Annotated in this window: 13 protein-coding genes and 1 rRNA gene; 9 read left to right on the forward strand and 5 right to left on the reverse strand. The window is 40.3% G+C overall.

The window, feature by feature from the left end; translation table 11 throughout:
- Nucleotides 1–539 precede the first annotated feature (539 nt).
- Nucleotides 540–1,310: a glycosyltransferase family 25 protein gene (locus G399_RS0105450; RefSeq protein WP_006008010.1), complete on the forward strand. Its 771-nt coding sequence runs from the start codon at nt 540–542 to the stop codon at nt 1,308–1,310.
- A 36-nt stretch (nt 1,311–1,346) separates the two neighbouring features.
- Here the strand turns inward: G399_RS0105450 and G399_RS0105455 are convergent, their stop codons facing one another.
- Nucleotides 1,347–2,093: a glycosyltransferase family 25 protein gene (locus G399_RS0105455; protein WP_026843501.1), complete on the reverse strand. Its 747-nt coding sequence runs from the start codon at nt 2,091–2,093 to the stop codon at nt 1,347–1,349.
- 13 nt (nt 2,094–2,106) lie between these two features.
- Nucleotides 2,107–2,781 (reverse strand): RadC family protein, encoded by a 675-nt coding sequence (gene radC / locus G399_RS0105460; protein ID WP_006008006.1) that lies wholly within the window; start codon nt 2,779–2,781, stop codon nt 2,107–2,109.
- A 93-nt stretch (nt 2,782–2,874) separates the two neighbouring features.
- On the opposite strand from radC, the gene coaBC reads away from it, so the two are divergent.
- Complete coding sequence (coaBC, locus tag G399_RS0105465) at nt 2,875–4,110, forward strand: bifunctional phosphopantothenoylcysteine decarboxylase/phosphopantothenate--cysteine ligase CoaBC (RefSeq protein WP_006008003.1); 1,236 nt, start codon at nt 2,875–2,877, stop codon at nt 4,108–4,110.
- An 8-nt stretch (nt 4,111–4,118) separates the two neighbouring features.
- A complete protein-coding gene (gene slmA / locus G399_RS0105470) occupies nt 4,119–4,712 on the forward strand; it encodes a nucleoid occlusion factor SlmA (protein WP_006008000.1) in 594 nt (197 codons plus the stop codon).
- 235 nt (nt 4,713–4,947) lie between these two features.
- Here slmA and G399_RS0105475 read toward each other — a convergent pair whose 3' ends face one another.
- On the reverse strand, nt 4,948–6,654 hold the full coding sequence (locus G399_RS0105475; protein WP_006007999.1) for a M28 family peptidase: 1,707 nt from the start codon (nt 6,652–6,654) through the stop codon (nt 4,948–4,950).
- Between the two features lie 439 nt (nt 6,655–7,093).
- Between G399_RS0105475 and G399_RS0105480 the strand changes: the two genes are divergently transcribed.
- From G399_RS0105480 to G399_RS0105505, 6 genes are all read left to right on the forward strand, one after another.
- Entirely contained in the window at nt 7,094–7,669 is a 576-nt protein-coding gene (locus tag G399_RS0105480) for a TetR/AcrR family transcriptional regulator (protein ID WP_006007994.1), read from the forward strand.
- 136 nt (nt 7,670–7,805) lie between these two features.
- Complete coding sequence (locus G399_RS0105485; protein WP_006007992.1) at nt 7,806–9,614, forward strand: DUF885 domain-containing protein; 1,809 nt, start codon at nt 7,806–7,808, stop codon at nt 9,612–9,614.
- Between the two features lie 193 nt (nt 9,615–9,807).
- A complete protein-coding gene (locus G399_RS0105490) occupies nt 9,808–11,217 on the forward strand; it encodes a YdgA family protein (protein WP_006007990.1) in 1,410 nt (469 codons plus the stop codon).
- A gap of 487 nt (nt 11,218–11,704) precedes the next feature.
- Nucleotides 11,705–12,397 carry a translesion DNA synthesis-associated protein ImuA gene (gene imuA / locus G399_RS0105495; protein WP_006007988.1) on the forward strand — a complete coding sequence of 231 codons (693 nt, stop codon included), beginning with the start codon at nt 11,705–11,707 and terminating at the stop codon, nt 12,395–12,397.
- A 13-nt stretch (nt 12,398–12,410) separates the two neighbouring features.
- On the forward strand, nt 12,411–13,880 hold the full coding sequence (locus G399_RS0105500; RefSeq protein ID WP_006007986.1) for a Y-family DNA polymerase: 1,470 nt from the start codon (nt 12,411–12,413) through the stop codon (nt 13,878–13,880).
- Nucleotides 13,864–17,007, forward strand: a complete 3,144-nt coding sequence (locus G399_RS0105505; protein ID WP_006007983.1) for an error-prone DNA polymerase — start codon at nt 13,864–13,866, stop codon at nt 17,005–17,007. The genes G399_RS0105500 and G399_RS0105505 overlap by 17 nt, the downstream gene beginning before the upstream one ends.
- Here the strand turns inward: G399_RS0105505 and G399_RS0105510 are convergent.
- Both G399_RS0105510 and rrf read right to left on the reverse strand, forming a co-directional pair.
- Nucleotides 16,985–19,333: a winged helix-turn-helix domain-containing protein gene (locus tag G399_RS0105510; RefSeq protein ID WP_006007980.1), complete on the reverse strand. Its 2,349-nt coding sequence runs from the start codon at nt 19,331–19,333 to the stop codon at nt 16,985–16,987. The genes G399_RS0105505 and G399_RS0105510 overlap by 23 nt on opposite strands.
- Nucleotides 19,334–20,453: 1,120 nt before the next feature.
- Nucleotides 20,454–20,569, reverse strand: a 5S ribosomal RNA gene (gene rrf / locus G399_RS0105520).
- Nucleotides 20,570–20,752: the final 183 nt, after the last annotated feature.

A 20,752-nucleotide genomic window follows, 5' to 3' on the forward strand; every position in this document is an offset into this window, starting at 1 on the left:
AAAAATTGCTGTTAAACGTCTTTAATAATGAGGGCGCATTTTATACAGTAAACACCACTTCAATTCAACAAAAACTTCGCTTTTACGCTGTTTTTTTGCATTTTTAACGGATTAGCGGTCTATTCTTGCTTCTATAGGCCGCAAAAATCACTACAGGCTATTCAACTGAGCGCTTTTATATTTGCTCAACACGCCAGCAGTAATCGCCATTTCGTCGTAATTAGTATAGCAAATTATTGATGCTGCATAGCAGTTCTTTTTGGTTAAATAGTGACTTTTTGTGGAGCGTAAAATAGTTTTAACAACTGGATAAATATTTAGTTCAATTGAGGCGATTCATTTCAATCTCGGCTTTTTAATACTCCTGAAAGGTAAATGTATATTTAGATTAAGTGTATATTAAGTTACATTTGCAGAGATTTGACTTGATTTTTCAAACAAATTCAGCAGACTTGCTACATAGTTAATAGCGAAAAACAGCGTTAATATTTGACTTGTCACTTTTAAATTAAAACAATTTGTACAGAAAAGGGTGCCTTATGTCCGGTGTTTTTACCCCACTAAATGATTATTTCGACGGAATATTTGTTATTACGCTTGACGGTTATGAGGCGAGACAAAATAGCATTAAGCAAAATATGCAAGGATTGAATTTTGAATTTTGGTTTGGGACCGACAAAAGAGAATTAGACGACAGTGTTTTGCTTGATAACAGTCAATATGATAATGAATCTCATCAAAACATAAAAAGAACGCATCGCTCTATGTCTTTATCTGAATATGCTTGCGCTTGCTCACATCGCCGTATCTACCAGCATATGCTGGATAATAATCTGAGACGTGTACTCATATTTGAAGATGATGCTGTTCCTGATCTGCAAGAGCTGAACCACTTTGCGCAACGCATTGCAACCTTACCCGAGGATTGGAAAGTAGTGCTATTTGACTACTACGGTTCTCATTATGAAAATACAAAGGGGCTGTTGAAGCGTCAAATATACAAATTATTTCACTATTTGAGAATTTCTAATTGGCATACAGTCTCATTGTCATTAATAGATAAAATGTTGATGCGACCATACAACACTCATTTCTATCTCGCAGGCAGGCTGTCTGGGGCTCATGCATATAGTCTTTCTTTAGATGCCGCTAAATATTATTGTGATTATCAACAGCCTGTGAAATTGCAAGCAGACAGAATTTTTTATTACGCTGAAGGACTTAACAGCAACAGAGTTTTTGCTTGTAAAAAACCAATGTTTTTAAGGGGTGAATTATCAGAAGTATCTTCTATTCAAAAGCAACGGTAATTCAAATATCCTCAGCAGTTGGTCACTGCCAAACCGCTATTGCTGGTTTAATTTTTGTAAACGCTTTTTTAACTCTTTTTTATTTTTAAAGAGAAAATAAAACCCACTCACTACTTTTTTAAAAAAGCTTTGTTTTGCCTTGTTGCGGTTAAGATTACGATCAATTTCACTAACTTCATCATGATTTGCTTTTACTATGTATGGCTTTAGTCCAAACACATTCAATTGCGATTCCCACCAATATTGTAATTCAATATCAATAGGCCGATTAATATTCGCACTCGTTGCTAACAGTTTTTGAGCACCGCTTAAACTAATAACTTGCGCGCAAGTTCTACTCGGTATCTTATTGTAAGTAATCAACGAAAAATCACCAACTGGAATTTGATGTACCGCTTTACGTTTAACGGGCTCTTCAGCCAACTTAATTAAATCCCAAGGCTGTTGTATATTTTCAATCGCCTCTAAGCCATGTTGAATATGGTCTTGCAGTAATATGTCGTCTTCTAAAATAACACCATAGTCCAACTGCTCATCAACGATTTTTTGCCATACACGCACGTGACTTAAATAACAGCCTAACTCACCGCTGGTCATGTGCTTATGATACGAAGAATCACTGAAATTGTACAAAGCGTTGATTGTAGACACGTCTAGCGTATCACCATTTGCAGCCTCAACACGGTCAAAAGACAAACTATGAGCTTCAAGCTGACGCGCACAGGCTGCTAGTCTATCCGTAGACCTTGCCAAATTAATTAAACAAATTTTCCATTTTCTCATGTGCGGTACAAAACTATAACAAACCTCTTTGCGCAAATGATACCGCAGTTCCGTCACCGATAACAAAGTGATCTAATACTCTAACGTCGATTAATTCCATGGCTTGCTTAATTCTCTGGGTTATTTGTATGTCTGCTTGGCTAGGTTCTGCAATACCGCTGGGATGATTGTGGGCTAAAATAACCGCAGCTGCATTGTCCTCTAGGGCTTGTTTGACTAATTCTCGAGGATACACTGCAGCGCTGTTGATCGTGCCTCTAAACATGTGCCTGAACGCAATGAGTTGATGTTGACTGTCGAGCAGTAACATTGAAAAGACTTCGTGTGGCTTATCTCGCAATTCAGCCAATAAATAATTTGAAGTAGCATCCGCTTGGGTAAAACAATGTGGTTTTCGTAAATTTTCAGCAAGCGAGCGTTTAGTTAACTCAAAGCAAGCCGTTAAGGTTGCATATTTTGCTACACCAAACCCTAAGCTAGCCGTAAGTTGGCTTTTACTTGCATTCATTAAACCACGCACAGAACCGAAAGAATTAAGGGTTTCGCGCGCAATTTCAAGCGCGTTTTTACCTTTTACTCCAGTGTGTAGAACGATTGCAAGTAGCTCGGCGTCAGACAATGTTTGAGCACCAAATTGCAGTAATTTTTCTCTTGGTCGCTCATATTGTGGGCAATTATTGATTTTCATATTTCCATTCCTTGGTTAACTTTGTCACAATGCTATTCATCTATCCCTTTGATGAACGAATGCAACGCACAGTTGTACTCGCTATAGCAAAATATGCAACTTGAACAAAAGAACGTTTTACTTGGTATTAGTGGTGGCATAGCCGCCTACAAAACTCCGGACCTTGTTCGTAAATTTATAGCTCAAGGCGCAAATGTGAGAGTTGTTATGACAGATTCTGCAAAGGAATTCGTCAGTCCATTGGCCTTACAGGCAGTATCTGGGAATAAAATAAGCAACAGTCTACTAGATGAAGATGCTGAAGCCGCGATGGGTCATATTGAGCTTGCTCGTTGGGCAGATATTTTTGTTATTGCTCCAGCAACTGCTAATGTTATGGCGAAACTCACACACGGCCTCGCAGACGATCTATTAACAACGCTGGCGTTGGCCACTGCTGCACCAATAGTCATTGCACCGGCGATGAATCAGCAAATGTGGGCTGCGCCCGCAACCACTGAGAATCTACTAAAACTGCAACACCGAGGCGTCATGCAAATTGGTCCTGCTAGCGGCCAACAAGCGTGTGGTGATATAGGTTATGGTCGCATGACTGAACCCGAAGATATTGTTGCCTTCGTTGCTGATTATTTTGCAGGGCAAGCAAATGAGGCGCCGGCTTTATTTGCAGGCAAAAAGATAATGATCACGGCTGGGCCAACGCGAGAAGCATTGGATCCGGTGCGTTATATATCAAATCATAGCTCCGGAAAAATGGGCTACGCAATAGCTGAAGCAGCGCGCAAAATGGGTGCCCATGTGACTCTCGTTTCGGGTCCGGTAAATATCTCAGCGCCGCCAAACGTTGAGCTTATTTCCGTCACCAGTGCACAGGAAATGCACGATGCCGTCATGCGCGATATTCAGCAGCAAGACATCTTTATTGCTTGTGCTGCTGTTGCTGATTTTAGACTTGCCGACATCCCAACGCATAAAGTGAAGAAAAAAGACGGTATATTAACGCTTTCATTCGAGCCAAACCCTGATATTCTTCAAGCAGTTGCGGCACAAGCAAGACCGCCTTTCACACTGGGTTTCGCCGCAGAAACAAATGATATTGAAGCCTACGCAAAAAGCAAACTTGAACGCAAAAAATTAAATATGATAGCGGCCAATGATGTGTCATTATCTGGCTTAGGATTTAATTCTGATCGAAATGCCTTAACGGTTATTACTAAGAATAGTAAAATCAGTCTACCGGCTACTAGTAAATACAGACTCGCCATTGAGTTGTTGAAGTTGTTGAATAGTGAATATTCAGCCAGTCAAAATAATAAGAAAAGCAAATAGGTACCATCATGCCCGCAACAAAAAGACCCAACAGGCGCGCGCAGATACTGCAAGCCCTCGCAGGAATGTTAGAAAGCAATCATGGTCAGAGAATTACAACAGCTAAATTAGCTGAGCAAGTCGGCGTTTCGGAAGCGGCTTTATATCGTCACTTCCCAAGCAAAGCGCGTATGTTCGAAGGTTTGATTGAATTCATTGAAGAAACCCTCTTTTCTCGCATCAACAAAATTATGGATGAAGAAAAAGAAGCAGCAACTCGTTGTCAGCTAATATTGCATCTCATTCTTGGTTTTGCTGAAAAAAACCCAGGTATTACGCGTTTACTTAACGGTGATGCACTGCTAGGCGAACAGGAGCGCTTGCGCGACCGTATCGCAAAATTATTTGAACGCTTAGAATCGCAACTTAAACAGATATTACGTGAACGTAAATTGCGGGAAGGCAAATCGTTGGATGTAGATGAAGCCATTCTTGCTAACATGCTGATTTGCTTTGTCGATGGTAAAATTAACCAGTTTGTTCGCACTAAATTTCAACGCACACCAACCCATCAGTTTGGTGAGCATTGGTTAGCAATTAAAAATCATTATTTTGTAAACTAGGGTAATCTCGACCAGTGAATAAGGGGTGTTTGAATTCTTTTTATTTGAGTAGCATTTATTTAAGTCGCATTTGTCTAAATGTGTTCAGGTTGAATTTTGAGGAGCAAACGACTCCGAAAACCCTTATTATTCTTGACGTTTTTGATGTTTCACACCCAACAGCGTGCATTAATACCGTCAAAACCACGGCTCAATGTGAGCCGTTCTGCCTATTTTTTTGGGTAATACTTAGCGTTCACTTGGCAAACGTTTCGCCAAAGAAGTCACCTTCATTCCAAGTGGGTTTTTGTGCTTGATTTGCCAAGGCTAAGCCAATTTGAAAGTTTACTTCGGTAAATGTTTTAGCCGCTTCCCACTTAAATGCTTGAGTCATATCGTCACCTGGTTTATGGTAATTTGTAGATAAAAATTCACCAAATACCTTACTGCCATCGATCTTAGGGTCCTTAGCTTGCAAACCCGGTACTAAGAATACGGCTGGAATACCTTGCTTCACAAAACTGTAGTGATCGGAGCGTGTAAACAAATTTTGCTCTGGCCAAGGGTCATCACTTAATGTAAGTCCTACATACTTTGCAGCAGCTTCAACAGAAGACTTCATCGAACTGTGATTTGCGCCAAACGCGATAATGTCGGCAAACTCATAAGTGAGGATAGGCATATCTAAGTTTACGTTAGCAACCATACTGCCCACCGGCACGGTTGGGTTACGTGCGAAGTAGTCCGCGCCCAATAGTCCTTTTTCTTCCCCTGTTACCGCAATGAAGATAATAGAACGTTTTGGTGGCGTTGGTAAATTGGCAAACATACGCGCAGTTTCCATTAATACAGAGGTACCGCTGGCGTTATCCATAGCACCGTTATTAATTTTGTCCGTTTTCACGGTTTTAGCAATCCCGATATGATCAGAATGCGCTGAAAAAACCACATATTCATTTTTTAATATTGGGTCACTGCCTTCCAAAATAGCCACTACGTTTGGACTTGTGAGATCTTCATGTGTGGTTTGTCTTTGTAAGCTAACTGTTAGCGGTAGCTCAAATCCTAGTGGCGATCCATCCTTTTCTAATTGAGCATATATGTCGTCAATGGAGTTTGGACCCTGGGCAAATAATTTTTCCGCGGCTGGTAAGCTCAAATAAGCAGCCCCTTTTAATTCAGGATTGACGTTGGCTGGAATACCATTGTTTTGGACCCAACGCATACGGGGTGAATAAATGTAGTTAAGTGAGTTTTTGTAAGGCCTCACTTTTTCATTACTCGGTGTTGTTAGGGTAATATAACCGACGGCACCATGTTCCACTGCATACATTGACTTTTGCGAACTAGAAGCAACGTGAGCCCCCTCTTCTGAAGGGAATGACTTAGGCTTACCTGACAGCGCGACCACGATTTTACCTGTAACGTCTAGCCCTGCGTAGTCATCGTGATTTAGGTTTGGTGCAACAATACCATATCCAACGAAAACCAGTGGCGCGGTCACGTCAGATTGAGTTGAGACTAAGTCAGGACTGCTTAAAAAGTCATCTGGGTAAGATAATTCAAAGTTTTCGTTAGGGCCCTCAACCTTGAAAATAGGTGACTCTTGAACCAGTAAACCTTTGCGAAAATTAATGCGTTGTACATAGCTTGTTTTACCATCAACTTGGTCCCCCGCTGGTTTTAAACCATATTTAGCAAATTCACCAGCAATATACAAAGACGCAATTTCATGACCTTGTGACCCAGTTTCACGCCCTTGTAGCAAATCGTCGGCTAGAAAATGCATGTGCGATTTAATATTTTCTACATTAGGTATTGGCACAAAAGAAGCGCGTGGCGCTTTATCTGCCTCTGTTGTAGACTGATAATTGGCTGAACAGCCTAAAACTAAAACGCTGGTCGCTGCCGCAAGTGTCGCCTTTATGAATACTTTTATTAACATGTGTGTATGACGCTTCATATAATTTTCCATAGAGAGAACCATCATGGATACTCGATGGTTAATGATGATTGGTGGGTGTTTTTTCAGTTTATCTCTATCTACAAGTCTAAACTGAGTGTGTAAAAACCACCGTTTTTACCGCAGTTTTGATGGCGTGTTATATCACAAGTTTAAATGAATTTGCTGCTTAAGGGTGGTTTTGAAATATTGTGTAACATTTTCATTCTCTAAAGTAGTTAGCATCATGAGGTACATAATAGGAAAAGTAGCAGGAAAAGTAGCAGGCAAAGTAGCAGGAAGAAAAACACAAGCAAATTTGGTTTTTAACAAAAAGACTGCTATACATCACTACAGTAGAATTAAAGAATGTGTATTCTTATGTTTCAAATAGGCTGTTTATTGATTCTAAATAGACTTAAAATGAAACACCACAAAACGTGCTAAAAAGAGGCCCAACATGCCGAAACAAGCTCAATATGATTTGCCTGAGATTCTGACTTATGCCGCTGATATATTTACACAACAAGGTTACGCGAAAGCATCGATGGAAGAGATTATTGCGCGAACACAGTTTAATCGGCGCGCGTTTTACATCGAATTCAAAAGCAAACAGGGCTTTTTGCATGCCGTACTGCAATATTATATTAAGCATCAGTTGTCGGCGTGTCAGGAAAGTTTGATTGCTCGCTCGGACTCTGGCACACAAGCTATTTACGACTATTTTAGTGCTTATCATCAGTTAATATCTAAACAAGGTTGCCTACTCGTTAATTGCATTAGTGAGCTAGGTAGAAATGATGAAGTAGTCCAATCTATAGCTCGACATTATTATGATACCTTACAACTGTGCTTCATCGCTTGCTTAGAAAGAGCGCAACGACATCAACAAATTCAATCAACAATCAATATAGAGTCGGTGGCATTACAGCTCACCTGCTTTACTCAAGGTTTTGCTATTTCTAGCATCCTGCAAGACGGCGAAGACGATGTCATTATTGCCATGAGCGAGCTGATGTCGAGTATAGAAATATGAAACAAGCTGCATTATTGAGCAAGTTGTTGCGCATTTAGTATTACAATTATTGCCCTATTGAGCTGGACAGCGTCAAAGGGGTAACTCAAGGAAGCCTTTAGAGCTTCAAAAATAACTAACAAAATAAGAGCGGTCTATGAAAAAGCTAGTGTACTCAATTGCAATGACGGTTTCTGTAGCCTTGTCTGTAGGATCTTGCGGCTCAACAATACCGCCAGTACCAGAACCAGTGTTAACGACAGCTGAAGTGTTGCAAAAGCAGGCTTCGACGCAACTGCAAACCATGATAGATGATATTTGGCAATATGAATTGTCAATTTCACCAGGCATGGCAAAATCCAGAGGACAAAAAACAAAGCGTGCTTTGGGAGACATCAGCATAGCCGCTCTGGACGCTGAAGCAGCAAAATTTCAGGGCTTCTTAACAGCCTTAGATAAAGTTGATTCAACGCAATTATCTGACTCTGAAAATATCACCTTGCTGATGCAAAAATATCGTATTCAGAACTACGTCGATATGCACAAATTCAAAGAATATCGAGTACCTATTACCTCTGAATATGGTTTTCATAGTGGATTGGGTCGCCAAGCTAGCAATGTTCGTATTACAAATGCTCAGCAACTGGCTGACTACATGATGTTGTTAAGCGAAATGCCAGGGCACTTTTCGCAGCAAATTTTATATATGCAAGAAGGTATGCAAGTAGGCCAAGTTCAACCGAAAGCGGCATTAAAAGGCTATGAAGAATCGGTACTCGCATTTATTGCAGAGACACCCGACGAAAGCCCTTTTTATAAAGCGTTTGCGGACATGCCTGACGAGTTCAAAACGGACCAAACTTTGCAGGTTGCCGAAAACGCAATTGCTAGGGTTAACGAGAGTTATCAGCAGTTTTATGACTTTTTAACTAACCACTATATTCCAATGGCGAAGCGCGATATTTCGGTGAAAACCTGGCCAGACGGTGAAGCTTTTTATCAAAACCGTATTAAATATTACACCACTACAGAGATGACAGCCCAGGAAATTCACCAATTAGGCTTGTCAGAAGTGGCACGTATTCGGGCAGAAATGCAGATTATTGTTGATGAATTAGAGTTTGACGGTAACATTAACCAATTCATCGAGTTTTTGCGCACCGACCCACGTTTTTATGCACAAACACCCGAAGACTTAATCATTACAGCCTCATACATTGCTAAAAAAATGGATGCTCAGTTACCTAAATTATTCAAAAAGCTACCACGAACGCCATACGGCGTAGCGCCTGTGCCAGAAAGCATCGCACCTAAATATACCACAGGACGGTATATATCTCCGAGCAGTGACGACCAACCGGGCTATTATTGGGTTAACACATATGCACTCGATAAACGTCCATTATATGCCTTACCTGCACTGACCTTGCATGAGGCCGTTCCTGGTCACCACCTGCAGATATCGTTAGCTGCGGAAATGACCGAATTACCCGAAGTTAGACGTTCAACCTACATTTCAGCGTTCGGCGAAGGCTGGGGGTTATACTCAGAATACCTTGGATTAGAAGTCGGTATGTATGACGACCCGTATGACAATTTTGGTCGTTTAAGCTATGAAATGTGGCGTGCTTGTCGCTTAGTCGTCGACACCGGCATGCATATGTTTGGCTGGAGTCGCGATAAAGCCTTAAATTATATGTTAGAAAACACCGCATTATCTGAGCATAACGTGCGTACTGAAATTGACAGATACATTTCATGGCCTGCACAAGCATTGTCATACAAAATTGGCGAAATTAAAATTAAACAACTGCGTGCAGGGGCAGAAGAAAGCTTAGGTGATAAGTTTGATATTCGTGAATTTCATGATGCCGTGCTAGCACATGGTTCAGTTCCTTTATTTGTACTTGAAAAAAACATTAAACGTTTTATTGAACAAAAAAGCGCAGTGGAAAAAGGTAACTAAAATGATACCCACCTTGATAATTAGTCAGTGTATAGCCAAGGATATATAGTCGCAAAGCCATTATTTGTCAGGTAAACTACGCGCTAAACCAAATCAAAACGATGGCTGGCAGTTAATCTGTTGAACTATTTTAGATTGAATTTGATGCAATCCTGTTCATCGTTTTACACCGTATTCCTAACAAGGATGTAATATGAAAAAAATTATTATTCCAGTAGCCGCTATTGTCCTAATTGGTGTTGTTGGTCCAAAGTTCACTGGTAACGGCATCAATGAAGGGCTAGATAACTTCGTTTCTATCCTAGATAAATCACCTGGCTATATCGCCACTATTGAGAGTCGTGAAACAAGCTGGTTCTCAAGTTCTGCAGTTATCAATGTCGGTATTGATCCCCTTATGTTTGCTGAATCCGGTTTGAACCCTGCAGAAATGGTACCTTTTGAAGACTTGTCAGCAACTATTAATGTAACTGCACAGCATGGCCCATTTCTAACGCTTAACGGTTTAAACTTGGGTTTATCCGCATGGAAAGCAGAAGTTGATCCGTCCGTATTTCGCGAATTATTAGCTTATGCTGAAGATGAAAAATTTTATAGTATCACCGGCAACGTCGGTTTATTCGGTGGTGTTAACTTTGAAGATATAATGCCTAAGTTTACCGTCATCCCTCAAGATGGTGGCGATGAGGCTATCACTTTCAGTGGCTGGAATGGTAAAGGTACGGCATCTTCTGAGAGCGCCACTTATTCTGGTGCTATTGATTTAGTTACAGTAAGTGCTGAAGGCGTTACTTTTGAAATGCAATCAATGATCCTTGAAGGTTCAGTTGAAGGCGACTGGACTGCACCAATGCGAGGTGATTTTTATAATTCAGCAAGTCAATTTGCAATTGCTTCAATTAATGTCGATATGCCTATGCTGGATACAAGTGCAAAACTTGAGAAACTTATTATTGATGTGAAAACACAGAAAAGTGAAGACGATAATTTAATGGATATGGCTATAAACTATGCTATTGGATCTATCCAAGCTCCTCAATTTTCTGGCCGCGATTTAGTTGTTAAAACTGAAGTAAATAATCTGGAAAAAGGGTTCTTTAAGGCATATCAAGAAGCGTCAGCAAAGCCCGCTCAGATGGAACAGTCAATTGCAGATATAATTGAAACTAAATTACTACCTCAATTACAAGCCTCTCCTGAAATCAACATTACCGAAATGTCGGGTAAAGTGGCTGATGGTAATTTCTCAGGTAAAGTAATGGCAAAAGTCAGCGCTATTGATAGCTTACCGGAGTCACTCGAAGATCCTGCATTTTGGGTGTCAAAAGCGGTTATAGATTCAAACCTAAAACTAGATAAAGCAATGATACTTTGGGTCGGTGAGCAAGTTGTTGCTAACCAAATTCAAGCTGATCCTAATGCTGCTGGTATGACTGATGAAGAAATTAAAGCGATTGCTGGTGAGCAAGTTGAAGGCATGATTGAGATGTTTACTCAGCAAGGTATGATTACCGTTAATGCCGATGGTGAATACGAAATGACCTTCACCATGCAAGACGGTCAAGCGATGCTAAATGGCAATCCAATGCCGCTTCCTTTCTGATTAAGTTAAGCAGGAAAGTAAGGCTCCTGTAAGTAGATCCTATAAGTAGCTGTTGTAAATAGCTGTTGTAAATAGCTGTTGTAAATAGCTGTTGTAAATAGCTGTTGTAAATAGCTGTTGTAAATAGCTGTTGTAAATAGCCGTTGTAAATAACCGTTGTAAATAGCCGTTGTAAGTAAACTTTAAAAAAGGCCATAGTTGAAGTGACCCCAATAAGTTGGACACTTAACTCTGGCCTTTTTTTATGTCTATTCTTGTGTGCTAGCTAAATAGGATCCAGAAGTCACTGAATTCTAAGCTCTTTTTAATAAAGCTCTTTAAGCTTATTTTAGAACCTACTCTGTGGGATCTAAATAGTTAAGTAAATCATACTGTTATTTTTTTTATGTGGGGTTTTCTTATGGTTAGCAAAACATTTTGTTGATCATCAAACACAAATATTTATACTGTATGTATATACACATGAACTAGTAATGATTAGGTTAAAATGAAATCTCTCCTGCATGATTTACAAAAAAAACAACTCGTGTGGACTGCCGCTAATCTCGACCAACATAAGGAACGTGTTGCAACAGGTTACAAGCAACTTGATGACGCTCTCAATGGTGGCTTTCCGCAGTCTGGTCTTATACATATCACCTCAGTAATGGGGTGCGGCGAAATGCGTTTAGTCGTTCCCGCGATTGTAAGCAGGCAACGAGAGAATCGTTTATACGCTTTTATTGCACCACCACATCTGCTCAATGCCGAGTTTTTAATCGCGCAAGGTATTGAACTTGAACAGGTCTTGTTTATTCAAGCTGACACGCCAGAACAGGCATTTTGGAGCGCAGAGCAATGTGCAAAAAGTGGCGCTTGTAGTGCCGTCTTTATTTGGCAAGCGAAGCTGCAGCAAATACAGGCCAAAAAACTAGAATTAGCAGCATTAAAAGGTGACTGCTTGAGCTTTTTCTTCGCCGATACAAAGCACCAAGCTGATAATTTACCAGTGAGTTTGTCATTGTCTATCCAACGTAAAAACACCCAGTTGGAGATTTGTGTGAATAAACAAAAGGTGGGCTGGCCAATACCAGCCTTCAGCGTCAAAGTCCCATTTAAAGCGAAGCTTGGTTCGCCCATGCGTTATCGTTCAAAACCTAAACCTGCGCACAATGTCATTGCATTTAACGCCAACAGCTAAGTAACCAGAACAGATGCAGTTTGATACCTCTTCGTTGTGGATATATTTATATCTACCTAATTTACAACTGAATATTCAGCAAGCACATGCTGAACAGTTGAGTACTGTTGATAAACAGCGTGAGATTCAAGAGCCACCAGCTCAAATCATCTATCATGCAAAATTAAACCAAGTACTACAATTGAATATGCAAGCTCAAAAACTCGGTATAAAGAAAGGAATGGGCCTCGCTAGCGCAAGTATTATATGCAGCCACTTAGTGGTCAGTGAGTACAAAGAAACTATTGCGATACAGGCGCTACAGGAGCTTGCGAATCAACTTTACTTGGTCACTTCAGACATTGTTATTGATGAGCCCTGTGGTTTGTTTTTACGCGCGCAAAATATGTTGCGCTTATATGGCAGTTTAGCGCAATACTGGCAAGTCATTATGGAGGTTATCAGCAAACAAAGTTACGACGTTTATTATGCGAGCGCTTACTCAGTGAATGTAGCTAAGCTGATTGCTAAGCACCAACAACACTATATTGTTGACGACAAAAAGCTAATCCAGAAAAAGTTGCAACAGTGCTCATTGTTGCTTACCGACATTGATAAAAAGGACATTGAAAAGCTACAGCGTATCGGCATTAAAAGCATTGCCGATTTATTTGAGCAGCCCTTGTCAGCCTTCGCCAGTAGAGTGTCTAAATTTAGCTTACAAATCATGTCTGAATTACGCGGTGAGTCGGCGGCAAAGTTACGCTTTTATCAGCCACCACAGCGCTATGAACATTATCTTGAGCTGTTGTATGACATTGAACTCACCGCCAGATTACTGCCTGTTATTGGAAAATGTTTGGATGCATTGGAGGCTTATTTATTGGTTCGAAATGGATTGGCGCTGAGTATTCACATCACCCTATTTCAGCGTGAACATGAACCTATTATGCAAGTCATCAACAGCGCATTGCCTATTTATAAAAGTGCACATTGGCTGGACATTATCGCACTGCGTTTTGAACACCTCGCCCTAAGTTCAGGGGTATATGGGATTACTATTGAATGCGAAAAAATAGAGCAGGCCGATGGTTGTGAAAGTGATTTCTTCAGCGAGAAGTCAACGCATGTTGCCGCCATGACGTTATTGTCGCGATTAAAAGCCAAGCTAGGTGAGCAACAAGTGAAGCGGATGCAATACGACGATGATTACCGTCCTGAACGCTGCACTCAATTATCCACTAAAAACATCAATAAACAGCAGAAAAATAATGACCTTAATAAATCTCATTTTTTGGATCGCCCGGGGTTTTTACTTAGAGTACCCATTCCACTGAATACAAAAGTAAATATTATTGATGGTCCTGAACGTATCGCATCAGGTTGGTGGGACAATCAAGAGGTTCAGCGTGACTACTTTTTAGCCCAAAGTCATCAAGGTCAACAAATGTGGATATTTAGAACCATCGACGATAACTGGTTTGTGCATGGCTACTTTATCTAAAACTAAGCGGCACATTGGCTTTGCCGAATTAGTCTGTCAAACTAACTTTTCATTTTTAAATGGAGCGTCGCATCCACAAGAAATGGTGCGCCAAGCTTATTTTTTACAATACAAAGCGATTGCAATAACCGATGAATGTTCAATGGCTGGTATTGTACGAGCCTATGCTGAAATATCTCAACATCACTTACCTATTAAGATGATTGTTGGTAGTAAGTTTGTATTTAACGGCAATACCATCGTACTCTTATGCCCCAACAAATTAGCATATAGTGAATGTTGCCGAATTATCACTAATGCACGACGACGGGCTAATAAAGGGGAATACGAACTCAGCGAATGGGATTTGAAATCAATTAAACACTGTTTATGTATTTGGCTTCCCTGTGGCAATGAAAGTAAAGATCAGGATTGGGCACGCTGGCTAATCAAGCATTACTCGGGGCGTGTGTGGCTTGGTATCAAACGTTGGTTAACCGCCAACGAATATGACTATATTAATCATTGTCAAACACTCGCCGAACAGTTTCATTTAGACATAGTCGCGACCTCTTGTGCACTTATGCATGACCCTAACCGACAAGCCTTACAACATTGCCAACATGCTATTCGCGAGGGAAAATTAATTAAAGAATTGGGACGTGACGCATTATCTAATCAAGAAGCCTGTTTGCGCCCGTTAAATAAATTGGCTAATTTATATCCTAAAGAATGGCTAGATAATTCTGTATTAGTAGCTAAGCTATGTACTTTTGATTTATCTGAATTAGCCTACCAATACCCAGCTGAAATACTGCCTTCCAAATATACGCCCTCAGAATATTTACGCATCTTAGTTGAAGAAGGTATTCAAAAGCGCTTTCCAAATGGTGTTAGCCAAAGTATTCGCGACATTATCGAAAAAGAACTCAAACTCATTCACGAGCAAGCTTATGAGTACTTTTTCTTGACCATCTATGATGTTGTACAATTTGCTAAGTCGAAACATATTCTTTATCAAGGACGCGGTTCAGCGGCCAATTCTATTGTCTGTTATTGCTTAGAGATTACGGCCGTAGATCCGCGTCAAATTAGCGTATTGTTTGAACGTTTTATTTCTAAAGAGCGCAATGAGCCTCCTGATATCGATGTCGATTTTGAACACGAACGACGTGAAGAAGTGATCCAATACATTTACACAAAATATGGTCGTGAACGTACTGCTATTGCAGCGACCGTTGTGTGTTATCGCTTTAAAAGTGCATTACGAGAAGTAGGTAAAGTCCTCGGTGTGAATACCACCGATCTTGATTATTTTATTAAGAACGTTAATCGTCGTGATCGCGATCTGAGTTGGCAATCACAACTGGGTGAATTGGGCATCGACCCCGACTCGCAAAACGGTAAACATTTTATTCATTTAGTTGAGCAACTCATTGGCTTTCCAAGGCATTTGTCGCAACACGTAGGTGGTTTCGTAATTTCAGCAGGGCCATTGTATGAAATGGTACCGATTGAAAACGCATCAATGCAAGATCGTACCGTGATACAGTGGGATAAGGAGGATTTAGAAACACTAAAATTGCTTAAAGTAGATGTACTAGCTTTGGGCATGTTAACTGCTATTCGCAAAAGTTTTAGCTTGATAAAGCAGTATTATCAACATGACTACAATATTCCCTTTATTACAGCTTTACCGGACGACCCTCAAGTATTCAAACAAATTCAAAAGGCTGACACCGTTGGTGTTTTTCAAATTGAGTCACGTGCACAAATGAGTATGTTGCCGCGCCTAAAACCTAAAAAATATTATGACTTAGTGGTGCAAATAGCAATTGTTAGACCGGGTCCTATTCAAGGCGACATGGTGCACCCCTATTTGCGGCGCAGGGATGGCAAAGAACACGTTGAATACCCTTCACCCGAAGTTAAAAAAATACTCGAGCGCACAATGGGCGTACCCATCTTTCAAGAACAAGTTATTCAATTAGCGATGGTTGCTGCGGGGTTTACCGGTGGTGAAGCAGATGGATTAAGGCGAGCAATGGCTAGCTGGAAGAAAAACGGAGATCTCTATAAATTCAAGCAGAAGCTTACAGACGGTATGACACAAAGAGGTTATAGCCATGAGTATGCCATGCGCCTTTTTGAGCAAATTTGTGGTTTCGGTGAATATGGCTTTCCAGAGTCACATTCCGCATCATTTGCTGTACTTGCCTATGTGTCAGCTTGGTTAAAACACTATTATCCGGAAGCCTTTTATGTTGGCTTGCTTAACAGTTTACCCATGGGTTTTTATTCGGCTTCACAGATTATTCAAGATGCCAAACAACATCATGTGAAAGTACTTGGCTTTTGTGTCAACAAGTCAAGTTATGACCATAGCTTGCAACGCACAAGCCTCAGTACTGAGAACGGCAGTGAGCTTGGGGTGCATAACACGAGTTTATCTATTCGCATGGGTTTGCGTTTAATTAAAGGGCTCAAATCGGACTCAATAAACACTGTCGTTAAACACCGACCGATAGGAGGTTATCAGAGCATAGATCAAATACGCCAGTTAGCAATACCGTCTCCTTGTTTACAAGCGTTAGCCAGTGCAAATGCGTTCTCAAGTATGGCAGATAACCGTTATCAAGCGCGATGGAAATTGATGGATTCAGTTATGGAATTGCCCTTGTTTGCGCAGCATACTAGCGCTAGTGACAGCTATGCAAAACAGCCCTCATTATTTGATAATTTGATTGAAGATTATGCCAGTACTGGCCTTTCTATTGACTTACATCCTATTGCTTTACTTGGTCAGGCAAATTTGTTGCCCAAGTTTTATTTGGCGAATAGTTTGGCCAATGTACCGCATCAAACGCTAGTCAGTGTGATCGGTGTTGTGACCGGTAAGCAGAGCCCTGGCACCGCTGCAGGAGTCACTTTTATTACCTTAGAGGATCACACAGGGAATATTAACGTTGTGGTGTGGCAATCGTCTGCGAGGGAACAAAAAAAGGCTTATATGAACGCTAAAATACTACAAATAAAGGGTATTTTAGAGCGGGGCGACGGCGATGTAATACATATTATTGCAGGCAGACTGATTGATCAAACTCATCTGCTTGAGCAATTAGACACTAAAACGAGGGAGTTTCGGTAACCACCTGATTGATCTGGCGAGTTGTAAGAGTGAGTCCATCTACCTTAAGCAAATTACTTTGTGCTAATGACGTCTCGACCAACAACATTTTTTGCATATCAGGGTGAATATCAAATTGGGGTAACACCGATTGTAGGCCTAAATCACGGCTTTCAATCTCCCCAGTATCAAGTTCCACTCTATTCATAAGATAAAGACCCATATGATGGCTAATAAAAAATAGGGCATTGTTAATAACACGAAAACCACTGCTATTTATTGAGTCTAGGTCAGCAAATTTGGTACTTTCATCTAATAAATCGGGAGAAAACACGGGTAATTCAAATTTTGATTTAAGACCATCTGATCCACCTCGAATACTTTTATAAAGATAGGCTTGGGACTTTTCATCCACTAACAGCCACTGGTTTTTACCTACCGGCTTAATAAACTGCAGCCCCTTGGCCTGCACCTTCACTTTATTAGACACAACATCATGAGCGTATATTACAGACCCCTCACTTTTGGCTTGTTGGTACAATACTATATCGTCAGTCAACCACACTGGATTTGTGTTCTTGCTGGCAGCGGATGTTAAAAATAAAAGTGTTCCCATATCCAGGTTATACAAAAATATTCTGCCATCTAGTTCACCAGCAAAGAAATTTTCATTTGGACTTAATACAAATGAGTTAATGTCACTGGTTTTTGGTAGATCATAAATTGACTCGATACCTTTATTATCGATGTAACGTTTAATCGCTAATGCGCTCTCAGAAAGTGATAAAAAATAAATTCCGTTTCCATTCTCAAAGTAACCTGGGAAACGATCATTCGAGGTTAATGAAAATTGATTTGTACTGATATAGGCTGGCTTATTGAACACAAACGGGCGTTCAACAATATTTATTAAGTCGGCTTCACTTTCCTTTATTACAAAACAATATTCACCACACTGACTGACAACTTCATTAGCCTTAACCGGTAATTCATTCCATTGGTATAAGCGCTGTTTTGCGATATTAAGATTGAACAACTCACCGACTTCAGTTGAAAATGTAATTGCACTACTATCCGCCGCCCACACTAAACTATTAGAAAGCTGGGGAACTCGTTTTACCAATTTGGTTTCTTTGGCGTTTAATCCTTGAATATATATGTCAGCATGTTTTTCATCGCGAATTAATACCGCTAGAAATTCGCCGTCAGTAGATTCCTTAGCATCAATAACACGAGCGCCTTTGGACATTGGAAATGCTAAAATAACAGACTGTGTTGATTCGATGTTATAACGAATTAGCCCAAAGTTAAGTGCTTGGGCGTGACTATCCACATTTTGGTTGGTTACCTCGGTATATGCTGTATATGGCTCTTCATTAAGTGCTGTGTCATATTCAACGCTGCCGGATTGTGGCAATGATACGTCCGAGGTATTTGTTGAGTCATTGTGTAACAAGCCACTCACTATTAAAGCGCCGTCAGTTTTTGCTTCACCAAAAAGGTAGAGGTTATTGTCATCTTGAGAATAGGAAATAGCATTTATATGCTGCGACAATATTGCTTTGTCTAATTGAATTGTCTCTACGCTTACTACGTTGAAACTGGCGTCAAAATTGAATAATATAAGCGACTCCTCACTCCCGTTTCTTCGCTTAACAACGGCTTGGCTTGCATCGGAGGAAAATATACCATCAACATAATCGGCTGAGTCCCATGTGACTCGTTTTGAAACTGCCGAATTAAGCTCTTTTACATATAATTGTAAAGACTTGTCGTTTATTCCACGGTGAGAAAACAGCAGACGATCATTTTTTGATAAGTAAGGACTTACTTCAGATCCTTTCATGTGGGTAATTATGGAAACCACGGCGGCTTGGTTTAGCTTTCTTTCATTTTGATTAAAAGTACCAAATTGAGCCTGAACCAAAAGAGTAATCAAAATGATTGCCACAGCATAAGAGCCATACATGACAAATTTTGATCGCCACCAATCGGGTTGATGAAATTCAATATGCACCGGCATGATGAACAGGTACCCTTTCAGCGGGATTGTCTTGAGAAACGTTGGGGCTCTTGCATTATCGCCTAGTGCTATCCTCAATTTTTTGACGAGAGCACGAATTGCGTCATCGCTTGCTTTTTTGCCAGACCAAACCTCTGCGACGATTTCATCCCGACTGACAATGTGATCTTTGTGTCGAATTAGTAACAGTAGAAAAGTGAAAACTTGGGGTTCTAACTTCACTGGTTTTGCGTCCTTAAGGACGGAACCGGATGGCGTTTTAATGACGAAATCGTCAAAAGCGATCTCACTCTCACCAAAGTATTGTAGTAAAGAATCTTTCACTTAACTTCCTATATGACTTTTTGTGAACAGCTATTGATGGTTATAAACTATGGCATGGAGCAAATTGCTTAGTTTCCCGCGATTTTTCAATGCTGTTCATTATATCATCAACGTGACTATCAGCAATATTCATTAATGTGAAATTAATGGCTGCTAAGCAGTTAAATTGAGGATCGAAACAACCTTCAGCTAAGCGCTTTTTTACCACTATTATGCTGCTTTATCCTGAGTCTTTATAATGAAGCGTGGGGCACAGGTCGTCATTATATTGGTATGTTGAGTTTATTATAATAGAATGTTATTACAGATATGCACTAACAACCCCTAAGTAAGCAATAAAAATCGCTTTTTAGCATTCTTAAAAGTGACTAAAATTGTGGCCACTGCGTAATAAAATATAGCCTTGCTAAGGATTACTTATTTAATATTGGGGCCTAACATTTATTTTTATTAAACAATATTTGCTGCTCCGAAAAAAGCTAGGAACTTAGATAGTGATATTTTGAGTATTTTTAAAACGACCAACTCATAGCGTAAGATACAATTTATAGCGTCAACTGAACAAGCAATACTAGATGTAGGTAAGAAATTATATGCTCAGAATATATAAGGAAAACGCTTAAAAATTACGCGTAACACTGAGGCGCGGCTATGAAAGTAATGAAAAAATGTACATGCCAGTAAATTATAGTGTTAGTGAGTACATGCTAACTTTTAATTCTTTTATGTAGATCTACTTATTTTTTGTACCAAAAATAGATAGATACTTAACTGTCAATAAACTTGGGGCCACTACGAATACTTAAGCAAGTTGATACGCATAATGCGAACATAACTTCGTATACAAACTTTGGCTGGCGATGTTACATTGATGACTCAGCTCTTGAGCAAGTGAGGACCACTTTAAGACAGTTGATGGGGGCTGTTATGACACACGAAAGCTGTGTAACCCCGAGCGCTAGCCGAGCAGCAAAGTAACAATCAATCTACCGTATCTGAAACGTGGTAACGAAGGAACAGCAAATATAAACGCATCGCGCCACAAGCCTGGTTATCAAAGTTTATTATTGAAACGTCTAGAAAGAAAAAACCCGTCACAGGGACGGGCTCTTAAATGGGAGCCTGACGGTGTGCTACTCTCACATGGGGAAACCCCACACTACCATTGCCGCTAATACGTTTCACTTCTGAGTTCGAAATGGGATCAGGTGGTACCGTATCGCTATTGCCGTCAGGCATAAACTGGGTGCAACATCATCGCGCTCTGTGCGATAACGCCTGCGTAACCGATGCCTCTCTCGCACTAAGGCGGTAGATGACATCCATCACGACTATTGTTTGTCTTTAAACAACATTGGAAAGCTAATAATCAGTGTCTTTATCTATGCCAGCGTATCGCTACTCTCTCTTACTTATTTG

Origin of the sequence: Brumicola pallidula DSM 14239 = ACAM 615 (assembly GCF_000428905.1) — a bacterium.
Taxonomy (GTDB): Bacteria; Pseudomonadota; Gammaproteobacteria; order Enterobacterales; family Alteromonadaceae; genus Glaciecola; species Glaciecola pallidula.